At 66.8% G+C, this 19,559-nt stretch carries 14 protein-coding genes; 3 read left to right on the top strand and 11 right to left on the bottom strand.

Annotated elements, in window-relative coordinates:
• Positions 1-111: 111 nt before the first annotated feature.
• Together ACUCV0_RS22615 and ACUCV0_RS22610 are read left to right on the top strand one after the other, a co-directional pair.
• Positions 112-1,923, top strand: a complete 1,812-nt coding sequence (locus ACUCV0_RS22615) for an ABC transporter ATP-binding protein (RefSeq protein WP_482213795.1) — start codon at positions 112-114, stop codon at positions 1,921-1,923.
• Positions 1,924-1,987: 64 nt separating this feature from the next.
• A complete protein-coding gene (locus ACUCV0_RS22610; protein ID WP_167348555.1) occupies positions 1,988-2,140 on the top strand; it encodes a hypothetical protein in 153 nt (50 codons plus the stop codon).
• A gap of 332 nt (positions 2,141-2,472) precedes the next feature.
• On the opposite strand, the gene treA is transcribed toward ACUCV0_RS22610, so the two are convergent.
• The 3 genes from treA to ACUCV0_RS22595 form a co-directional block, all read right to left on the bottom strand.
• Positions 2,473-4,116, bottom strand: a complete 1,644-nt coding sequence (treA, locus tag ACUCV0_RS22605) for an alpha,alpha-trehalase TreA (RefSeq protein ID WP_482213794.1) — start codon at positions 4,114-4,116, stop codon at positions 2,473-2,475.
• 99 nt (positions 4,117-4,215) lie between these two features.
• Positions 4,216-6,129 carry a PAS domain-containing sensor histidine kinase gene (locus ACUCV0_RS22600; RefSeq protein ID WP_059313825.1) on the bottom strand — a complete coding sequence of 638 codons (1,914 nt, stop codon included), beginning with the start codon at positions 6,127-6,129 and terminating at the stop codon, positions 4,216-4,218.
• 125 nt (positions 6,130-6,254) lie between these two features.
• A complete protein-coding gene (locus ACUCV0_RS22595; protein WP_482213793.1) occupies positions 6,255-9,680 on the bottom strand; it encodes an AAA family ATPase in 3,426 nt (1,141 codons plus the stop codon).
• Positions 9,681-9,852: 172 nt separating this feature from the next.
• On the opposite strand from ACUCV0_RS22595, the gene ACUCV0_RS22590 reads away from it, so the two are divergent.
• Positions 9,853-9,990 (top strand): hypothetical protein, encoded by a 138-nt coding sequence (locus ACUCV0_RS22590; RefSeq protein WP_482213792.1) that lies wholly within the window; start codon positions 9,853-9,855, stop codon positions 9,988-9,990.
• 40 nt (positions 9,991-10,030) lie between these two features.
• On the opposite strand, the gene ACUCV0_RS22585 is transcribed toward ACUCV0_RS22590, so the two are convergent.
• The 8 genes from ACUCV0_RS22585 to ugpB all read right to left on the bottom strand — a co-directional run bounded on the left by ACUCV0_RS22585 (position 10,031) and on the right by ugpB (position 19,417).
• Positions 10,031-11,206: a zinc-dependent alcohol dehydrogenase gene (locus ACUCV0_RS22585; protein WP_059313823.1), complete on the bottom strand. Its 1,176-nt coding sequence runs from the start codon at positions 11,204-11,206 to the stop codon at positions 10,031-10,033.
• The gene (locus ACUCV0_RS22580) at positions 11,206-12,045 is read right to left on the bottom strand and encodes an SRPBCC family protein (RefSeq protein WP_323149642.1); all 840 of its coding nucleotides are present in this window, start codon (positions 12,043-12,045) and stop codon (positions 11,206-11,208) included. Before ACUCV0_RS22580 ends, ACUCV0_RS22585 begins: the two co-directional genes overlap by 1 nt.
• Positions 12,046-12,145: 100 nt before the next feature.
• Complete coding sequence (sbcD, locus tag ACUCV0_RS22575) at positions 12,146-13,351, bottom strand: exonuclease subunit SbcD (protein WP_482213798.1); 1,206 nt, start codon at positions 13,349-13,351, stop codon at positions 12,146-12,148.
• 200 nt (positions 13,352-13,551) lie between these two features.
• Entirely contained in the window at positions 13,552-14,742 is a 1,191-nt protein-coding gene (locus tag ACUCV0_RS22570) for an MFS transporter (RefSeq protein ID WP_482213791.1), read from the bottom strand.
• Between the two features lie 466 nt (positions 14,743-15,208).
• The gene (locus tag ACUCV0_RS22565) at positions 15,209-16,294 is read right to left on the bottom strand and encodes a sn-glycerol-3-phosphate import ATP-binding protein UgpC (RefSeq protein WP_482213790.1); all 1,086 of its coding nucleotides are present in this window, start codon (positions 16,292-16,294) and stop codon (positions 15,209-15,211) included.
• A gap of 2 nt (positions 16,295-16,296) precedes the next feature.
• Positions 16,297-17,142: a sn-glycerol-3-phosphate ABC transporter permease UgpE gene (ugpE, locus tag ACUCV0_RS22560; RefSeq protein ID WP_271654054.1), complete on the bottom strand. Its 846-nt coding sequence runs from the start codon at positions 17,140-17,142 to the stop codon at positions 16,297-16,299.
• The gene (gene ugpA / locus ACUCV0_RS22555) at positions 17,139-18,026 is read right to left on the bottom strand and encodes a sn-glycerol-3-phosphate ABC transporter permease UgpA (RefSeq protein ID WP_482213789.1); all 888 of its coding nucleotides are present in this window, start codon (positions 18,024-18,026) and stop codon (positions 17,139-17,141) included. Before ugpA ends, ugpE begins: the two co-directional genes overlap by 4 nt.
• A 74-nt stretch (positions 18,027-18,100) precedes the next feature.
• Positions 18,101-19,417, bottom strand: coding sequence for a sn-glycerol-3-phosphate ABC transporter substrate-binding protein UgpB (ugpB, locus tag ACUCV0_RS22550; RefSeq protein WP_313649648.1), 1,317 nt, complete (start codon positions 19,415-19,417; stop codon positions 18,101-18,103).
• Positions 19,418-19,559: the final 142 nt, after the last annotated feature.

Below are 19,559 nucleotides of genomic sequence, written 5' to 3'. Positions count from 1 at the left end.
CGGGACCGCAACATGGCCAGGTGACACCACGCCGTGTAAGCCTTTTGCCATACCCCCGGGAACACCGCGACCGTCGTTTCGACTAATGCTGATTCCAGCCGAAGATCTCTCATGACCCTCTCTACCTCCTTCGCTATCGTGCAATTGCAGATGCGCCGTGCTGCCGGCCTGGTCTGGAGCACCTCCCCCGCGCTGCTGGTCGGCCTGGCCCTGGCGACTCTGGTCGCCGGCCTGCTGCCGGCCCTGGCCGCCTGGCTCGGTCAGCGTATCGTCGATGCCGTGGTGGCCGCGATGCGGCTGCATGCCGAGCAGGGTCAGGCCCCTCTGTGGCCAGTGCTGAAGTTCGTGCTGGCGGAAGCCGGGGTCCTGGCAGCCCTGGCCGGTGCCCAGCGTCTGCTGTCGGTGCAGCAATCGCTGCTGCGGGTACGCCTGGGGCAGACGGTGAACCTGCTGATCCTGGAAAAGGCCCAGACCCTGTCGCTAGCGCAATTCGAGGACGCCGACTTCTACGACAAGCTGGTGCGGGCCCGGCGCGAGGCGTCGGTAAGGCCGCTGGCGCTGGTGACCAAGTCCCTGACCCTGTTGCAGAACCTCATCTCCCTGGTCAGCTTCGCCGTGCTACTGGTGCATTTCTCGCCTTGGGCGCTACTGCTGCTGGTGGTGGGTGCCCTGCCGGTGTTTCTGGCCGAGGCGCGCTTTTCCGGTGATGCCTTTCGTCTCTTCAGCCGGCGCGCGCCCGAGACCCGTCGCCAGACCTACCTGGAAACCCTGCTTTCCCATGAGGCCTACATCAAGGAGGTCAAGCTGTTCGGCCTGGCGCCGCTGCTGTTGGAGCGCTACCGCACCACCTTCGCCAAACTCTATGCCGAGGATCGCCGCCTCACCCTGAGACGCGACGGTTGGGGTTTCGTCTTTGGCCTCCTGGGCACCCTCGCCTTCTATGCCGCCTACGCTTGGGTAGTGCTCGATACCGTGCGGGGTCGCCTGAGCCTGGGCCAGATGACCCTCTATCTGACGCTGTTCCGCCAGGGCCAGGCGGCGGTCAGCGCGAGCCTTACCGCCCTTGGCGGTCTCTATGAAGACAGCCTCTACCTGAGCAACCTCTATGACTACCTCGGACAGCCAACCAGCGCCGAGGGCGGCAGCCTGACGGTGGGGAGCCACCCTGGCGACGGGCTGAGATTCGAAGGGGTCGGCTTTACCTATCCAGGCGCGACCGCGCCGACGCTAGAGGACATCAGCTTTCATCTGGCACCGGGCCAGAGCCTGGCCTTGGTAGGCGCCAACGGCTCCGGCAAGACCACTCTGATCAAGCTGCTGACCCGCCTGCATGCCCCTACCCAAGGGCGCATCCTGCTCGATGGCAGCGATCTGCAGGAGTGGCAGCCAGCGGCCCTGCACCGACGCATCGGGGTCATCTTCCAGGACTTCATCCGCTACCAGCTCACCGCGGGCGAGAACCTGGGGGTCGGCGACACCGCCGCCTTCGCTGACGAAGCGCGCTGGCGCAAGGCGGCCGAACAGGGCCTGGCCGACGACGTCATCGCCGGTTTGCGCGAGGGATACGAGACGCAGCTGGGCCGCTGGTTTCTCGGTGGCCAGGAGCTGTCTGGCGGGCAATGGCAGAAGATCGCCCTGTCGCGGGCCTATATGCGTGAAGACGCCGACATCCTGGTGCTGGACGAACCCACCGCCGCCCTGGACGCTGCGGCGGAGGCAGTGATCTTCGAGCGTTTTCGGGCCCAGGCGCAGCAGCGCATGACCCTGCTGATCTCGCACCGCTTCTCGAGCGTGCGCAACGCCGATCAGATCCTGGTGCTGGAAGGCGGAGAGATCCGCGAACGCGGCGACCATGACCAATTGCTGGCCAGCGGCGGTCGCTATGCCCAGTTGTTCGATCTGCAGGCCCGAGGGTATCGCTGATCGCCGGTGGCGAACTTCGCGCAGGGCGCTCTGCCCAACCTTAACAACCACTCGCGGAGGCCGCATGAACGATCAGATCAAGGAAAACCCCGACGACCTGGACATCGATCCGGACATCGCGCCCGATCCCGAAGAGCCCGTGGGCGATGACCCGGAAGACCGGCCGGTGGAAGAGCGCCTGCCGCAAAAGAATCCGCGCGATCCGGAGTACAGCTGATGAACGCCATCCTGCCGCTGCCCGAGGATGAAGATCCGGAAGGGCTGCATCCTGCGGAGCTGCCGGCGGACGAAGACGATGCGCCGCCCGTGGATCCGCTGTGACGCCGTAGTATGCCGTCTGATGGATCTGGAGTTGGATTTGCCCTCACCCCAGCCCTCTCCCTGAGGGAGAGGGTGAATGGTGGCCCGTAGGTTGGGTTGAGCGCAGCGAAGCCCAACGTTGCCACCATTAACTGAGACATTGGGCTTCGACGATGGAGCTGTCTCAGCCCAACCTACCGGGTTTCACATCATGAAAAAGGTCCGCCGTGGCGGACCTTTTCTTTGGCCTTATTTCGAGCCGGGTTGCGCTTTGTAGAGTTCGAGCAGCTTGAGCGTGACGCCATTGGTCCAGCCAAAGCCGTCCTGCAGCTCGTACTCGCCGCCACCACCGCCCTGGCCCCCGGTAAGGTCGTATTTCTCCACCAGCTTCTGCTCGCGGGCGTAGAGATTCTGCACCTGGGTCAGGAAGCGGGTGCCGATGTCCTCGGCGAGCTTGTCCTGCTTGTAGCGGCGCAGACCATCCACGGCCACCCATTGCAGCGGTGCCCAGCCATTGGGCTCGTCCCATTGCTGACCGGTCTTGACGGTCGTGGTGGCGATGCCACCGGGACGCAACAGCTGGTTGGCCACCGTCGCGGCGGTCTGGTCGGCACTGCTCTGGCTGGCGAGCCCGGTGTACAGCGGGAACAGCGCCGCGGCGGTGACCTTGTCGGTACGACGCTTGGCCTGCCAATCGAAGTCGGTGTAGTAACCGGCCGGATTCCACAGGTAGCGGTCGATGGCCTGCTGGCGGGTCTTGGCCTTCTGACTGTAGGCCTGGACACAACTGGCCTCACCGGTCTTCTCACAGGCCTTGGCGATGGTCTGTTCCAGGTGATAGAGCAGGCTGTTGAGATCCACCGGAGCGATGGAGGTGGTGCGGATGGTGGCCAGGGTCTTGCCATCGCCAAGCCAGCGTGAGGAGAAATCCCAGCCGCTCTCGGCGCCGGCGCGCAGGTCGCGATAGACCTCGCCGGCCGGACGGCCCTTGGCCTGGCCGGCGGTGGCCAGGTCTTCCAGATAGGACTCCTGACGCGGCGTGTCGCGGGCATCCCAGTAGCGATTGAGCAGGGTGCCATCGGCCAGCTTGACCACATGGGCATTGGCCTGGCCCGCTTGCAGGCCTTCGGCGCCCGCCATCCAGTAGGCGTATTCCTTCTGCAGCTGCGGCAGGTAGCGACGATAGGCCGAGTCGCCTTCCAGGCTGGCTTGCAGGTCGACCATGTAGGCGAAGAACGGTGGCTGCGAGCGACTCAGGTAGTAGCTGCGGTTGCCATTGGGGATATGGCCGTAGACGTCGATCTCATGGGCGAAGTTGTCCACCATGTCGCGGACCAGGTCGGTGCGTCCGTCCTTGGCCAGGCCGAGCATGGTGAAGTAGGAATCCCAGTAGTAGACCTCACGGAAGCGCCCGCCCGGTACCACATAGGGTTTGGGCAACGGCAGCAGGCTGCTGTAGGCCGGTACTTCTTCATAGTGGCGGGTCAGTACCGGCCAGAGATCCTTGATGTGGGTGGGCAGGTCGGCGCCAGGCTTGGGTAGTGCCGCCTTGATCGGAGCGGATTCTTCGAAATTGGCGCTGACGAAGGCCTTGAGGTCGAAGCCGGGCTTGTCGCGCTGGCTCAGGTAGTCCTGGCGAATGTCGGCCGGGTTGCGCTTGGGCAGTGCATCGACGAAGTGCTTCTGGTCGGTGAACAGCTTGCCCTGCTGCACCGCGGCGAACAGCTCGGGATAGGCCTGGTCCGGCGGTACTGCGCGGGCATTGCTGGCGTCGCGCCAACTCCAGGTCGAGGTTTCCGGCTTGCTCGCCTCATGGGCGCAGCCGGCGAGAAAGGCGATGGACAGGGACAGGACGAGCATCCGCGCGGGTGGCGCAGGTGGCAGGCGTTTCATGAAGCGCTCCTTTTCTTGTCGACACGACAGCAGCCGCAACGGACGTTGCGACACGAAAGGATCGACCCTGGAGCGCCGCGACAGTTCGCCGCGACGGCCTCAGGCGCCTGGTCGCAGACGCCTCACGCAGCGCGCCAGCTCCTCCAGGCCGAAGGGTTTTCCGATGAGTTCGACGCCCTCCTCGGCCAGCTCCGGCAGGGACGCCGGATCAGCCTGGCCGGACAGGTAGACCACTGGCAGCCCAGGGGTGGTGGCACGGGCCTGTTCGGCCAGCTGCCGGCCATCCAGCCCGGCGAGGCCAAGGCTGGTCACCAGCAGATCGATGCGCAGGCTGCCGGAGGCGATCAGTGCCACGGCCGTGGCACTGTCGGCCACCGCCAGCGGCGTGTACCCCAGTTCGGCCAATACCTCGCCGATGATGACGCGGACCTCGCGCTCTTCCTCGACGATCAGTGCGCAATCGCCGGATACCTCCGGCAGCACCGGGCCTTCGGCGTCGTTGGCAGCGGGCTGTACCTCAGGCTGAGCCAGCAGCCGCGGCAGATAGAGGTTGATGCAGGTGCCCTCGCCCACCACCGAGTGGATTTCCACCTGGCCACCGGACTGGCGGACGAAACCGTAGATCATCGATAACCCGAGGCCGGTTCCGCGACCGCTGGGCTTGGTGGTGAAGAAGGGTTCGCAGGCACGTTTGAGGGTGTCGGCATCCATCCCGGTCCCCGTGTCGCAGACCTGGATGCGGACGAAATCGCCCTCCAGCGTCTCGATCGGCAAGCCGACGCTGAGCGGCCCACTGACGTTTTCCACACGGATACTCAGGCTGCCGCCGTCCGGCATGGCATCACGGGCGTTGATGGCCAGGTTGAGGATGGCGTTTTCCAGCTGGTGGGGGTCGCAGTGCAGCAGCCAGAGATCGTCGGCGCGCTGGACCTCCTTGCGGATCTTCTTGCCCAGGCTATGGCGCAGCAGCTCGTGCATGTCCTGCACCAGCTGCCCGGCATCCACCGCGCGGGGTTCGAGCACCTGACGACGAGCGAAGGCCAGCAACCGCTGGGTCAGGGCCGCGGCGTTCTCCGCCGAGCGGGTAGCGGTGTCCAGGTAGCGTTCCAGCTCCTGGATGCGCCCCTGTTGCACCCGCCGCCGCATAAGGTCGAGCGAGCCGACGATACCGGTCAGCAGATTGTTGAAGTCATGGGCGATGCCACCGGTGAGCTGGCCGATGGCTTCCATCTTCTGCGCCTGGCGCAGCTCTTCTTCCAGGGCCACCAGCTCCCGGCTGCGCGCCTCGATACGCTCTTCCAGGTTGCGATTGAGTTCGTCCAGGGCTTCGCGGGCCCGTACGGTCTCGCTGACGTCGCGGGAGATGGACAGAAACTTCATGGGACGCTGGTCATCGTCGAGAATCGGCGTGACCACCACGTCCCACCAGCGGCGGGTGCCCTTGGCGGTAGGTGCGAGCCCGGTGAAGCGACCGATGCCGCCCTGCCGCGCCGCCTCGATGGCGGTTACCACCTCGTGACGCTGCCCCTCGGGCCAGAGCTCGGCCCAGGGTCGGCCCTGGAAGGGAATGAAGTCATCGATCTCCATGACCATCAGGCCGCCCGGATTCATGTATTCCAGGCGCCCTTCGAGATCGATCAGCTTGATGCAGTCGACACTGCAGACCATGACGCTGCGCTTGAAGGCCTCACCCTGCCAGAGTTCGGCCTCGTGACGGCGCTGGGCGGTAACGTCCAGCATCACGCCACCGGCCTCGCGGCGCTGGAATTGCAGGCAACGCAGCTGACCGTCCGCGCCCTGGCGCCAGGCCTCCCACACCGTTCCTGGAGCAGGCAGCAGGCCTTCGGGCGGCGCGGTGCGGCTCTGCAGGCCGGCCAGCAGCTCGGCGGGCGCCAGGCCCCGGGCGAGCAGCTCGGCGTCCCATTCCAGCATGGCCGCACAGGTGGCGTCCGCTCGCCATTCGGCGCGGCAGGAATCGTATTCGAACAAGCCGACGGCAAGGAATTGGGACATGGTAGGTAGGTGGCCGGTTAGGAGAAAAGAGTCACCGCGAGGGCGAACAGAGGAAACCCGTCTAAATTAACAGTTTCAGCGTTTCGCTTCGCGCTGGCCTTCGACCACTGCGCCAGAAAAAGTACTCACTCGGTCGCGTTTTTCTCCACGGCATAGCGCCGCTCCAGACCGCTATGGCCCAGACCGACGCCCTTGCGCACCTTGAGCTGCACGGGAATGCGCTCCTTGAGCGCCTCCACGTGGCTGATGATGCCAATGGTCTTGCCGCCGGCATTGAGCTGGTCCAGGGCATCGAGGGCGACCTCCAGGGTCTCGCCATCGAGGGTGCCGAAGCCCTCGTCGAGAAACAGCGAATCGATGCCGGTGCGCTGGCTGACCAGATCCGATAAGGCCAGCGCCAAGGCCAGGCTGACCAGGAAGCTCTCACCGCCGGAAAGGGTACGGATGTCGCGCAGGGCATCGGCCTGCCAGGTATCGAGGATCTGCAGCTCCAGCTCTGCCGCCTGCCGCCGGATCAACTGGTAGCGGCCATGCAGGCGCCTGAGCTGGTCGTTCGCCAGGTGCACCAGGTGATCCAGGGTCAGCCCCTGGGCGAACTTGCGGAACTTGGCGCCATCGGCCGAACCGATCAGGCCGTTGAGGTGCTGCCAGAGGTCATGATCGCGCTCCTGGGCGGCGATCTCGCCCAGCAGGGCCTGCAGGCCGTCGCGTCGGCGGTCGTCTTCGCGCAGGGTCGCACCGACCTCGCCCTGGCGCTGACCAAGGGTGCGGAGTTCGGCAGTGGCGGCGGCCAGATCGGCATCCAGCTCGGCAGCGGTGCGCTCGGTAAGGGGCACGGCGCCTAGGCTGGCATGCCGTTCCCGGGCAGCTCCAGCCAGGGCACGCGACTCGGTCAGGGCGGTCTCGAGGCGGGTACGCTCCTCGTCCAGGGCATCGCGCTCGCTATCATCCAGTTGCGCGGCGCGCCAGGCCTCGGCATCCGCGAAGGCGCTGGCGGCCAGGGCCGCTTCCCAACGTTCGCCCGCCTCTCGGGCCAGGCGCGTTTCTCCGGCCAATCGCTCGTTCAGGGCCTGCTGGCTACCCTGCAGGGCTGCACCCTGTTCACGGCATTCCTCCCAGGTCGCGGTGGCCTCGCCCAGAAGCATCGCCGCGGCCTCCGGTGCCACCGTGGCCGGTGCGATGTCCGCGGCACGCTCGCGCCAGGTCGCTACCAGGGGCGCCAGGCTGGCCAGGCGCTGAGCGATATCCTTCGATTGCTGCTGCAGCTCCTGCGCGCGCTGGCGATCGGCTTGCCAGCGACGCCATTCCTGTTCGCGCTGATCCAGCCACTCGGCGGCGCGACTGGGCAGCTCGTAGCCCCAAAGGGCCAGGTCTTCGGCCAGCTGGCGCTCCGCCGTGGTCTGCTGCGTCTGGGCCGCGCGCTGTTCCTCGGCGCCTTCGGCCAGGCCTTGACGTGCTCGCTCCCAGGCCGCCTCGGCCAGCGCCAAGCGCTGTTCGGCATCGGCCTGCTGGCGCGCCAGGCGCAGGGCTTCCTGGCGATTCTCCTCGCCCTGCTGGCGCAGGCCATCCAGGGTGGCGAGCACCTGCTGGATACGCGCCAGCTCCTGATCCTGCCGCCGCCGCAACTCGGCCACCGCGCCGGGCGCCTCGGGATCGGCGCCCAACGCCGTGCAGCGCTGGCGCCAGAGTTCGCCCAGTTGCTCCAGCTGTTGGCTGGCCTCGGTCTGCTGCTCATTGGCCTGGTCGAGCTGCGCCTTGAGGGCGACCAGGGCCTCGCCCAGTTCCTTGCCCTCCTGGGTCAGCCGCTCCAGTTCGGTCCGGGCCTCCTGCAGGGCCGTCTGGGTGGCCGAGACGTCCAGGGCGGCATAGTCGGCCACCGCCGGATGGTCGCGGGAACCGCACAGCGGGCAGGGTTCGTCGGGCCGCAAGTCGGCGCGCTGGGCCTCCAGGCTGCGAATGACCCTTTCCTGTTCCAGCAGCTTCTCGCGCTCGCGCACCTGCTGGGCCACCTCGCGGTAGCGACCGCGCAGGGCATCCAGCCGCACCTGGTGTTCGCCATGCTGACGCTGGCGATCGCCCTGGCTGCGCGCCAGACGCTCCAGCTGGGTCTGTAGTTGCCGCCGGCGTTCGACCAGCTGATCCAGCTGGTCCACTTCGTTGACTCGTCCGAGCGCGGCCTGCCAAAGCGCGCGCCAGGCCTTTTCGTCGCGCCCGTCCAGCGCGGCCTGCCAGCGCTCGTCCTGGGCCTGCTCCGCCGCCTGGGCCTGGGTGGCCTGCTCGCGGGCGCGCGCCACCGCGACCTGCTGGGCCTCGCGCTCCTCGGCCAGGAGCTGCAGCTGACGGGTCTGTTCCTGTTGGCGCCGGGTCAGACGCGCCAGCGCCTCGGCTCTTTCGTCGCGCAGGGCCAACTGACTGCGCCAGTCGCCCAGGCGCTCGCCCAGCTCGGCATGGCCGGTACGCTCGGCCAGGCTGGCGTCCAGGCGCCGTTGCTCGTCGAGGATGCGCGCCTGGTCCGTCTCGGCCTGACGCAGCTGTTCGAGACTGGCGCCCAGGCCGTCGGCCAGCGCAGCAGCGCGGCGAGTGGCCAGGCTCTGGATGCGCTGATCGAGTTGCGCCCGTTCTTCCTGGCTGCGTTGTTCGCGCGCCTCGGCCTCGCGCCAGGCCTGCTCGATGGGCAGCAGCCGGGCCGCCGGTTCAGCCGCCGCCAGGCGCTGGCGTCGCGGCTCGGCGGCGTCCCAGGCCTGCTGCGCCCCGGCCAGGCGCGCCTGGGCCTCCTGCTCCCCCGCCGCCGCCTGCTCCAATGCGGTCAGCCATTGCCGCTGGGTCTGCCAGGCCTTGAGGTCTTCGCTCAATTGGCCCTCGCGAGCGGCCAGGCTGGCACCCTCGGCGGCCAGCGCCTGGCGGCGTTCGTCGTCCAATACCTCCACGCCGGCGACACGCTGGCGCAGGCCATCCAGCACGCCCTTGGCCTCCCGCGCGCGCTCGTAGACCCGCTGGGAGATCTGGCCGTACACGGCGGTCCCGGTCAGCTCTTCGAGGAGTTCGGCACGTTGACTGGCACTGGCCTCCAGGAAAGCGGCGAAGCCACCCTGGGCCAGCAGCATGGAGCGGGTGAAGCGCTCGAAGTCTAGGCCGGTGAGTTCTTCGGTGAGCCTGAGCTTGTCGCCGGTCTTCTCGGCGAGGATGGTGCCGTCGAGCCAGGCCAGCTCGACCTTGGGCGGCTGCAACGCGCCATCGGCGCGATCCCGAGCCCGTCGCTGGCTCCAGAAGGCACGATAGCGCTTGCCACGCACGGCGAATTCCACCTCGGCGAGGCAATCGCCGGTATGGCGGGTCATGAGTTCGTTGCTTTCGCCGCCCACCTTGCTCATGCGCGGGGTACGGTGATAGAGCGCAAGACAGATGGCATCCAGCAGCGTGGTCTTGCCCGCCCCGGTCGGCCCGGTGATGGCGAACAGGCCACTGCTGGCGAAGGGTTCGGCGGTGAAGTCGATCTTCCACTCACCCTTGAGGGAATTGAGATTCTTCAGGCGCAGGGTGAGGATCTTCATCGGGCTTTTCCAGGTCGACTCGGCGAACCGCCAATTCTGGCATTGTTGGGCGCGCTCGCCCATGCCAACCGACCACTCGACCTGAGGTCGTACCCGCTGCTGAACTTGTGCCCGCAGAGGTTCTCAACAGGAAGGTATCGCTCTGCAACTACCTTTTCCGGGAGGATCCGCCGTGCGCTCGCCCCTGTCTCCCTTCGATTTCCTCGGCATGCCCCTGCTGGTCGGTCTGGGCATCCTGGCGCTGGTCAGCTGCAGTGGCAGTCACAAGACCGTCGCGCTCTGGCAGCCGCTGCTGACCTGGCTGGTCTAGCGGGAAAGAGCCCGGCGATCCAGAATCGCCGGGCTGTCCATTACGGCATGAACACCGCTCTCATGCAGTTCTTGTCCTTGGACTTGAACAGCTCGTAGCCGTAGGGCGATTCCTCCAGGCTCATCGGATGAGTGAGCAGGTAGGAGGGATCCAGTTCGCCCTTCTGGATGTGTTCGAACAACCGCTCCACATAGCGCTGCCCCGGCTGCTGGCCGGACCTCAGGGTCAGGGCCTTGTTGACGATGGCGCCCATGGGAAACTTGTCGATCAAGCCACCATAGACACCGATCACCGATACCGTACCGCCCTTGCGACAAGCGCGGATGGCCTGGCGCAGCGCCGAGCCGCGTTCGGTGTGCAGGCGCAGCATCTGCTTGGTCTTGTCGTAGGCGTAATCCAGCTGGGTGCCATGGGCCTCCATGCCGACACAATCGATGCAGCGATCCGGGCCACGGCCCCCGGTCAGTTCCAGCAGGGCTTCGTGAACGTTGGTGGTTTCGTAGTCGAGGACGATGGCGCCGGCCTTCTCGGCCGCCAGTTGCAGACGATCGCTGAAGCGGTCGATGGCGATGACCCGCTCCGCGCCCAACAGGTAGGCGCTGCGAATGGCCATCTGGCCGACGCCACCGCAGCCCCAGACCGCCACGGTGTCGCCGGGCTGGATGTCGGCGATGTCGGCGGCGTAGTAGCCGGTGGGCACGGCATCGGACACGAACACTGCCTGGGCATCACTGACGCCGTCGGGCACCTTGAACAGGTTGACGTCGGCATAGGGCACCCGCACGTAGGTGGCATGGCTGCCGGCATAGCCGCCGAAGGCATGGCTGTAGCCGAAGATGCCGGAACAGGGCTGCCCATAGGCCAGCTCGGTCATCTCGGGTTTGGGATTGCTGTTGTCGCAGCAGTTGTAATCCTCACGCTGGCAGTGCTCGCAGTCCCCGCACCCGATGATGGAGACGGTCACCACTCGATCGCCCACGGCCAGGCCCTGGTTGCGCAGGCTACTGCCCAACTCGACGATCTCGCCGAGAAACTCATGGCCGATGATGTCGCCGGGCTTCATCGCCGGGACATAACCGCCCAAGAGATGCAGGTCCGAGCCGCACACCGAGGACATGATGATGCGCACGATGGCATCCCGCGGATTGAGGATCTCCGGATCCGGGACGGTTTCCACCTGCAGACGGTTGGGGGCTTGCCAGGTCAGGGCACGCATCAGTTCGCCCTCCCCGGAGTACCGAGGCCGGCGTCGATGTCAGCCGAAGGTTCGTCGGCCGGGCGAGTCACCGGCGGATGGGGTGGCGCCAGCGGGCGACCGCTGCGCGAGACCTCGGGGGTAGCGATCTCGCCAGTTTCCAGTTGCTGCTTGAGGCGGCGCAGGCCGAGGTTGACCGCCTTGCCGGTGAAGCGGCTGATGCCCTCGGTGACGGCATGGCCGAGCAGGCCGGCCGGGGCTTCGCAGGCCAGCACGACCTGCACCAGGGTGCCACGGCCCTGGGGCGCATCGCTGAAGGTCAGGCTGGCCTTGTGGGCCATGAAGGTGCCGGGCACGGTACTCCACAGCAGGAACTCGTTCTCGCGGCGCTCGCTCTGCTCCAGGGTCCAGTTCAGGGTGCGACCCAGGGGACCGGAGGCATGCCAGTGGCTGTCGCCATCGGCGCCCAGTTCGATGCGGTCGACGAAGGGCAGTAGCTCGCGCAGCTTCTGCAGGTCGGCGCAGTAGGCGAATACCTCTTCACGCGGCCGCGCGATGGTGACGCTGCGCTGGATGGCGGTGGGATTGCGCCAGCCCCAGCGCTCGGCCAGGGCCTGCTCGAAGGGCGACGGCTGCAGCGCGGCCTTGAGCTCGCAGCGCTGACGCACACCCCGGCTGAGGGCCATGGCGCCCAGGGCCATCTTCACGCAGCCGGCCAGGCCACCGCGGCGCAGGCCGCCAAGGATCAGCAGACCGCCGCCAAGCAGGGAAACCACACGTTCGGTGCCCTGGACGTTGGGGACCTGGTTGTCGGAACGCTCATGGCGCGTGGCGGCGAGGGGTTGGGATAGGTCGTGCATGGGGTCTCCTCCGGTATGGGCTACATAGAGAGGGTGACCCCAGCGCGTGGGACGTTGTTCCGAAGGGGAAAATCGGCCCGATAGACGCGTCTCGCTGCGATCAGGTCGGCAACTCGCCAAGAACCTCGCGGTAAAGGCCTTCCAGCCGGGTGCGCAGCTCGTCGTCGAGGGTCTCCTCGGCCAGGCGCTGGCTGAAGACGTCCAACGGGCTGAGTTCATCCAGCGTCTCGCGCTGGACGCCCTGCAGGGTCGGCGCCACCGTGCTACGTGCCCGGCGGACGCGTAGCACCTCCAGCGGCAACTCGGCTACCAGGGCCGTGATGCGTGGCTGCAGATCGGCCAGGTAGTCGTCACCGGCCACCACCACCTCGACCCACACCGGACACTCGGGACTGCCGTCGGCGGCCGCCTGAGCCAGGGCCGCGCCCAGGGTATCCAGATTGCCCTGCACCACCGCCAGGGGCTGGAAACAGGGTACGGCCAGCGGCGTGACCTGCTCCAGACCCGCGCCGAACTGCACCAGCAGGACCTCCTTGGCGCGCTCTTCGTCGAAGCTCAGGCAGAGGGGCGAACCACTGTAGCGCACCTGCTCCAGCCCTCCGACCCGCTGGGGCCGGTGGATGTGGCCGAGAGCGATGTAGTCCGCCGGCGGAAAGGCGCTGGTGGGAAAGGCATCGAGGCTGCCAACGTAGATCTCCCGAACCGACTCGCTGGCGCTGGCACCCACGGTGGTCAGGTGGCCGGTGGCAATGATCGGCAGGGCGACGCCCAGCTCGGCGCGGCGCGCCTCGGCCAGGCCATGGAGTTCGGCATAGTGCCCCTGGATGGCCTGTTGCAGCGCCTGGCGCTTTTCATCGGCGCTCTGCCCGGCCTGGCTCTGCACCACGTCACGCGGCCGGACGAAGGGAATGCCACAGAGCAGCGCGCCGATTTCGCCATCACGGCGACGCAATTCCAGCAGTTGATCCGCCGGCGTCTCGCTGACACAGGGGATCACCCGGGTGTCCAGGCAGGCCAGCAATTCGCGGGACTCGGCCAGCACCGCGGCTGAATCATGGTTGCCGCCGAGCACCACCAGGCTGGCGCCGGTGCCACGCAGGGCGACGATGAAGCCGTTGTACAACTCGCGGGCATAGCTCGGTGGGGTGGCGGTATCGAAGATGTCCCCTGCCACCAGCACCACGTCCACCGCCTGCTCCTCCACCTGAGCCACCAGCCAGACAAGAAAGGCGCGATGCTCGGCCTCGCGGGTGCGGCCGAGAAAGTGCTGCCCCAGGTGCCAGTCGGAGGTGTGCAGCAGGCGCAGGCCGCCACGGGCGGTGGCCTTGCGCGCGCGCTTGGACTTGGTTTTTTCCGCGGAGGCGGCGAGCAGATCGAACAGCGGGAGGTTTTCCATGGGCAGGCGAGGTCAACGCGGCAAAGGGCGCAGTATCCTCCTCCCACCGCAGGGAGGGAAATACCGAGCGCCACGACCCGCTAGCGAGCGATCGGCAGCGGACCGGTCTGTCATCCTTCGCACGGCTGGCTGGCCGTGCGACGACTCCGCCTCACGGCCAGCGGGGCCAGACTGAGCAGACCCAGCACCGCCATCCCCAGACCGACCCACAGCGGGGCTTGCAGGCCCTGGCCGGCGTCGATGGCCGCACCGCCCGCCCAGGCTCCCACCGCCAGTCCCGCCGTGATCACCGAGGTATGCAGGGTGTTGACCAGTGGCCCTGGCGTCGCCGCCGCCATTACCCGGGCGACCATCGCCGGATTGAGTGCCACCCCGGTCACGCCGATGAGTACCAGGGCCACCAGACTGACAGCCGGCTGTTCAGCGCCGCGAGCGAACAGGGCGAAACCCAGAGCCAGCACGGCCAGGCCAACGCCCTGGACCTTCAGGGTGTGACGATCGGCCAAGCGACCTACCAGTAGATTGCCCAGCACATTGGCGATGCCATAGCCCATCAGCAACCAGGGAATGGTGGTGGGCGCGAACCCGGTCACCTTGATGAGGATGGGTGAGAAATAACTGAACCCCGCGAAGGTCGCGCCGATGATCAGGCCACTGGTCACGTAGGCGGCCCAAAGCCTGGCACTGAGCAGGGTACGGAGTTCCCGTCCCAGCTGCCCGACGGCGTGGGCCGGTGCACGAGGCACGTACCAGCCGACCAGCAGGGTGCAGCAGGCTGCCAGTAGCGCGACCGCCCAGAAGCTGGCCCGCCAGCCGGCCTGTTGCTCGATCAATACCGTACCCGGCACACCGAAGACGGGCGCCAGCATGAGACCGGACAGCACCAGCGAGGCCGCCCGTCCGCGGCGGTCCGGCGTGACCAGGGAGGCACCCAGGGTCAGGCACAGGCCGATGCTGGCGGAACTGGCGACCCCCATGAGCACTCGACCCGCCGCCATCACCGGATAGCTGGCGGCCAGCGCGGCCACCACGGCACCGATCAGATAGAGAGACAGCAGCCACAGCAGCGCCGACTTTTCCGCCAGCCGCAACGCCAGCAGCAGCAGGGTCAGCGGGGGACCACCCAGGGCCATGCCCAGGGCGTACCAGGAGATCAGATAGCCGATCTGGCCGATGGAAACGCCGAGATCGGTGGCCAGCGCCGGCATCATGCCAGCCACCATGAATTCGGCGGTGGTCAGCGCGAAGATGGTGAGGGCCAGCAGATAGACGAGACGAGGGATGGCGGGTGAGGCATTCATGGCGAGGAAAGCATTCCGGCAGAGAGGCGAGACAGGCGGTACGGGGCCAGCCCCGGAGGCGACGACGAGGCCCTCTGGACCTGCCGTGGTGGACGAGCGCGCGGGCCCGCCACAGGGGCTCGCCGGCGCGTTCGAGCGGTGCCCTACCCCTGCGGCGGGTCGCGGTCGACCAGCGCCAGGGCGGGCGGCAAGGCGGGCACCTTAGTGGCTACGACGCCGCTCGGTCAACGAGGCGGCGTCTGGCTCCGCACCGGGTCGCGCGGTCTGACGAAGGGAATGTCGCCGTGCAACAGGCCGATTTCGTCATCACGACGACGCCACTGCAGCGGCCGATCCGCTGGTCAAGACAGGCAGATACCACAGCGGAAGGTTGCCCTTGGGTCGGCGAGGTCAAGGTGACAAGGAGCGCCTTATGCTCCTCAAGGGCGCCGGAGGGGAACCCTGCCACGTCCTCGCCGGAGCCCGTTCAACCCTGGGATTCGAGGCGCTGCCCGGAGATGGCATCGAACAGATGCAGGTGCTCTTCCGGCACGCGCAACTGCAGCAGGCTACCCGGCGCCGGGCGTTGCTGATGGGGCAGGCGCACGACCAGCGACTGGTCGCCCCAGCGGCCATGGGCCAGGTTGTCGGCGCCAAGGATCTCCAGCGTGCGGACCACCAGTGGCAGCCCCTGCCCCGGATTGCCGCAGGGCTGCAGATGTTCGGGCCGGATGCCCAGGCTGATCGAGCGCCCGGCCAGATGGCGATAGCCCGGACCCAGGGGTAGCCCCAGGCCACCCGGCAATTCGCAGTGGCTGCCGGCGGCGTTCACCTGGCCGTCCAGCAGGTTCATCGCCGGACTGCCGATGAAGCTGGCGACGAAGCGCGTCGCCGGGCGCTCATAGACCTCCACTGGCGTACCGAGCTGCTCGACCACCCCACCCTGCATGACCACCACCCGCTGAGCCAGGGTCATGGCCTCCACCTGGTCATGGGTCACATAGAGGCTGGTGGTATTGAGGCGCTGGTGCAGCTGCTGCAGCTCCAGGCGCATCTGCACGCGTAGCTTGGCGTCCAGGTTGGACAGCGGCTCGTCGAACAGGAACACCGCCGGATCGCGCACCATGGCGCGACCCATGGCCACCCGCTGTCGCTGCCCACCGGACAGTTCCCGCGGCCGGCGTTCGAGCAGCTTGTCGAGTTCCAGGATGCGCGCCGCCTCCTTGACCCGGCTGGCGATCTCGGCGCGGCCGAGACCGGCGATCTTCAGGCCCCAGGCCAGGTTCTCGGCCACGCTCATGTGCGGATAGAGGGCATAGTTCTGGAACACCATGGCGATGCCGCGCGCCTTGGGTTCAAGCGCGGTCACGTCGGTTCCGCCGATATGGATGCTGCCGGCACTGACCCGTTCCAGGCCGGCCACCAGTCGCAGCAGGGTGGATTTGCCGCAGCCCGAGGGCCCCACCAGTACGATGAACTCGCCGTCCGCCACCTCCAGGTCGAGGGGCTGGATCACCTGGGTCTTGCCACCGTTCCAGCTCTTGGAAACGGCTCTTAGCTCGAGTTTTGCCATGGTTACTTTTCGCTATCCACCAAACCGCGTACGAAGGCGCGTTGCATGACCAGCACCACCGTCACCGGAGGGATCAGGGTGAGCAGCATGGCCGCCATCACCTGATTCCACTGCGGCGCCCGCTCGCCGAGCGAGAGCATGCTGCGGATGCCCGCCACGGCCGTGCCGAGGTCGGGGTTGCTGACGATCAGCAGCGGCCAGAGGTACTGGTTCCAGCCATAGATGAAGGTGATGACGAACAGCGCCGCCAGGTTGGTCCGTGACAGCGGCAGCACGATGTCGCGAAAGAAGCGCAAGGGCGAGGCGCCATCGATGCGCGCGGCCTCCAGCAATTCATCCGGCAGGGTCAGGAAGAACTGGCGGAACAGGAAGGTGGCGGTGGCCGAGGCCATCAGCGGCAGGGTCAGGCCGGCGTAGCTGTCCACCAGGCCCAATTGGCCGAGGGTGTCCACGGTGGGAAAGATGCGCACCTCCACCGGCAGCATCAGGGTGATGAAGATCAGCCAGAAGGCCAGGTTGCGCAGAGGGAAGCGGAACCAGACGATGGCGAAGGCCGAGAGGATGGACACCGAGAGCTTGCCCAGGGTGATGCCCAGCGCCATCAGGAAGCTGTTGAGCAGCAGCAGCCAGAAAGGCGCCGTGCTGTTGCCCACGCCCTGGGTCCAGATCAGGCTGAGGTTGTCCCAGAGGTGGCGACCCGGCACCAGCGTCATGGGCGTGGCGAACACCGCCTGGTCGTCGAGGGTGGCGGCAACGAAGGCCACATAGAGCGGAAAGAGGATAACGGCGATGCCCAGCACCAGCATCAAGTGGCACAGCAGCGTCAGCCCACGGCGATTCTCGATCATTGATAGCGTACCCGGCGTTCGACATAGCGGAACTGCAGTACCGTGAGCACGATGACCAGCAGCATCAGCACCACCGACTGGGCGGCGGAGGCCGAGAGGTCGAGACCGGTGAAGCCCTCGCGATAGATCTTGTAGATCAGGGTGGTGGTGGCCTGCACCGGCCCGCCGTTGGTGGCCGCATCGATCACCGGAAAGGTGTCGAAGAAGGCATAGACCAGGTTGACCACCAGCAGAAAGAAGCTCACCGGCGCGATCAGCGGCAGGGACAACTGCAGGAAGCGGCGCAACGGCCCGGCCCCATCGATGGCGGCGGCTTCCACCAGCGAGCGTGGAATGGATTGCAGCGCGGCAAAGAAGAACAGGAAGTTGTAGCTGATCTGCTTCCACACCGAGGCGAGCACCACCAGGAACATCGCCTGGCCGGCATTCTGGGCGTGGTTCCAGGCGTAGCCGTAGTGTTCCAGCAGCAGGGTGAGCAGGCCAAGGCCGGGGTTGAACAGGAAGATCCACAGCACCGCGGCGATGGCCGGAGCCACCGCATAGGGCAGCAACAGCAGGGTCTGGTACAGCCGGCTACCGCGCACCACCAGATCGACCAGGGCGGCGAAGACCAGGGAGACCAGCAGGCCGCAGCCGGTCACCAGGGCGCTGAACTTCAGGGTGGTCCAGAAGGAGGCCAGGTACAGCGCGTCATGGAATAGCTGGCTGAAGTTGTCCAGGCCGACGAACTGGCTGGATAGCCCGAAGGGGTCGAGGCTCTGCAGCGAATACCAAAGCGTCTTGCCGGCCGGCCAGAGAAAGAACACGGCGGTGATCGCCAGCTGCGGCGCGAGCAGCGCATAGGGCAGCCAGCCGGAGGGAAAGACCTGACGCGATGTGGACATGGGCAGGAAAGTCGTGGCGAGAAGAAGGGCCGGCGCCGGCAGGAAGCATGCCGGCGCCGGGGCAGACATCAGCCTTACTGGCTGGACTTCTCGAAGCGACGCAACAGGGCATTGCCGCGTTGCACGGCGGCGTCCAGCGCCTGCTGCGGGGCCTGCTTGCCGGTCCAGACGCCTTCCAGCTCCTCATCGATCACCGCGCGGATCTGCGGCATGTTGCCCAGGCGCAGGCCCTTGGTGAAGGCCAGTGGCGGCTTGTTCAGCATCTGCCGGGTGGCGATGTCGGCCCCCGGGTTCTTGGTGTAGAAGCCTTGCTCGCGGGTCAGGTCGTAGGCCGCCTTGGTGATCGGCAGGTAGCCGGTCTGCTGGTGCCACTCGGCCGCGATCTCCGGCTGCGCCAGGAAGGCGAGGAATTCGGCCACGCCGCGCTTCACCGCCGCGTCCTGGCCCTTGAACACCCAGAGGCTGGCCCCGCCGATGATGGCGTTCTGCGGTGCGCCCTTGAGGTCGCCGTCGTAGGGCATCATGGCCACGCCGAAATCGAACTTGGCATAGTGGCGGATGTTGGCCAGGGAGCCGGACGAGGTGGTGAGCAGGCCACAGTCACCGTTGTAGAACTTCTCGGTGGGTTCGTCCTTGCGCCCGACATAGGTGAAATCACCCTTCTTGCCCATCTCCTGCAGCAGGGCGATGTGCTTGACCTGGGGCGCCTTGTTGAACTCCAGCACGGCGTCGGTACCCAGGTAGCCGTTGTCGCGGCTGGCGAACGGCAAGCCGTTCCAGGCACTGAAGTTTTCCAACTGGACCCAGCTCTGCCAGCCACTGGTGTAGCCGCATTTCATGCCGGCGGCGCGCAATTTGGCGCTGTCCTCGGCCAGCTCCTGCCAGGTCCTGGGCGGCGACTGCGGGTCGAGGCCGGCCTTCTTGAAGGCGTCCTTGTTGTAGTAGAGCACCGGCGTCGAGCTATTGAAGGGCTGCGACAGCAGCTGCCCGGTCTTGCCATCGCTGTAGTAGCTGGCGACGGTAGGCACGAAGCGCGACTCGTCGAAGGCAAGGCCAGCATCCTTGAACACCTGGTAGACCGGCTCGATGGCGTTGGACGCCATCATGGTCGCCGTGCCCACCTCGTAGACCTGCAGGAGGGCCGGTGGCTTGCCGGTACGGAAGGCGGCGATCCCGGCGGCCAGGTTCTGCTCGTAGTTGCCCTTGTACACCGGCTGCACCTGGAACTCCGGGTGCGCCTGGTTGAATCGCTGGGCCAGGGAATCGACTTCCTTGCCGAGCTCCGCATCCATCGAATGCCAAAAGGGAATGGGCGTCGCCGCCAGTGCCTGACCGCTGCTCATCAGCCCAAGAACCAATCCCAACGTCATACCGCGAAGCGAAGCCTGCATGTCTGTGCCGCCCTTGCCGATGGTTTAGAAGCAGGAAGCGCGAAATCGCGCCTCCTCTCGTTCGCAAGGCAACATGCCAGGGCAAGATGACAGCAAGGCTACAGCGGAGGCACTAGCCGAATCGCAAGGAAACGCCTGATAC

This window comes from Pseudomonas sp. VMV1 (genome assembly GCF_056790235.1).
Note: the sequence above shows the minus strand (reverse complement) of the source record. Positions and strands in the feature narration are given on the sequence as shown.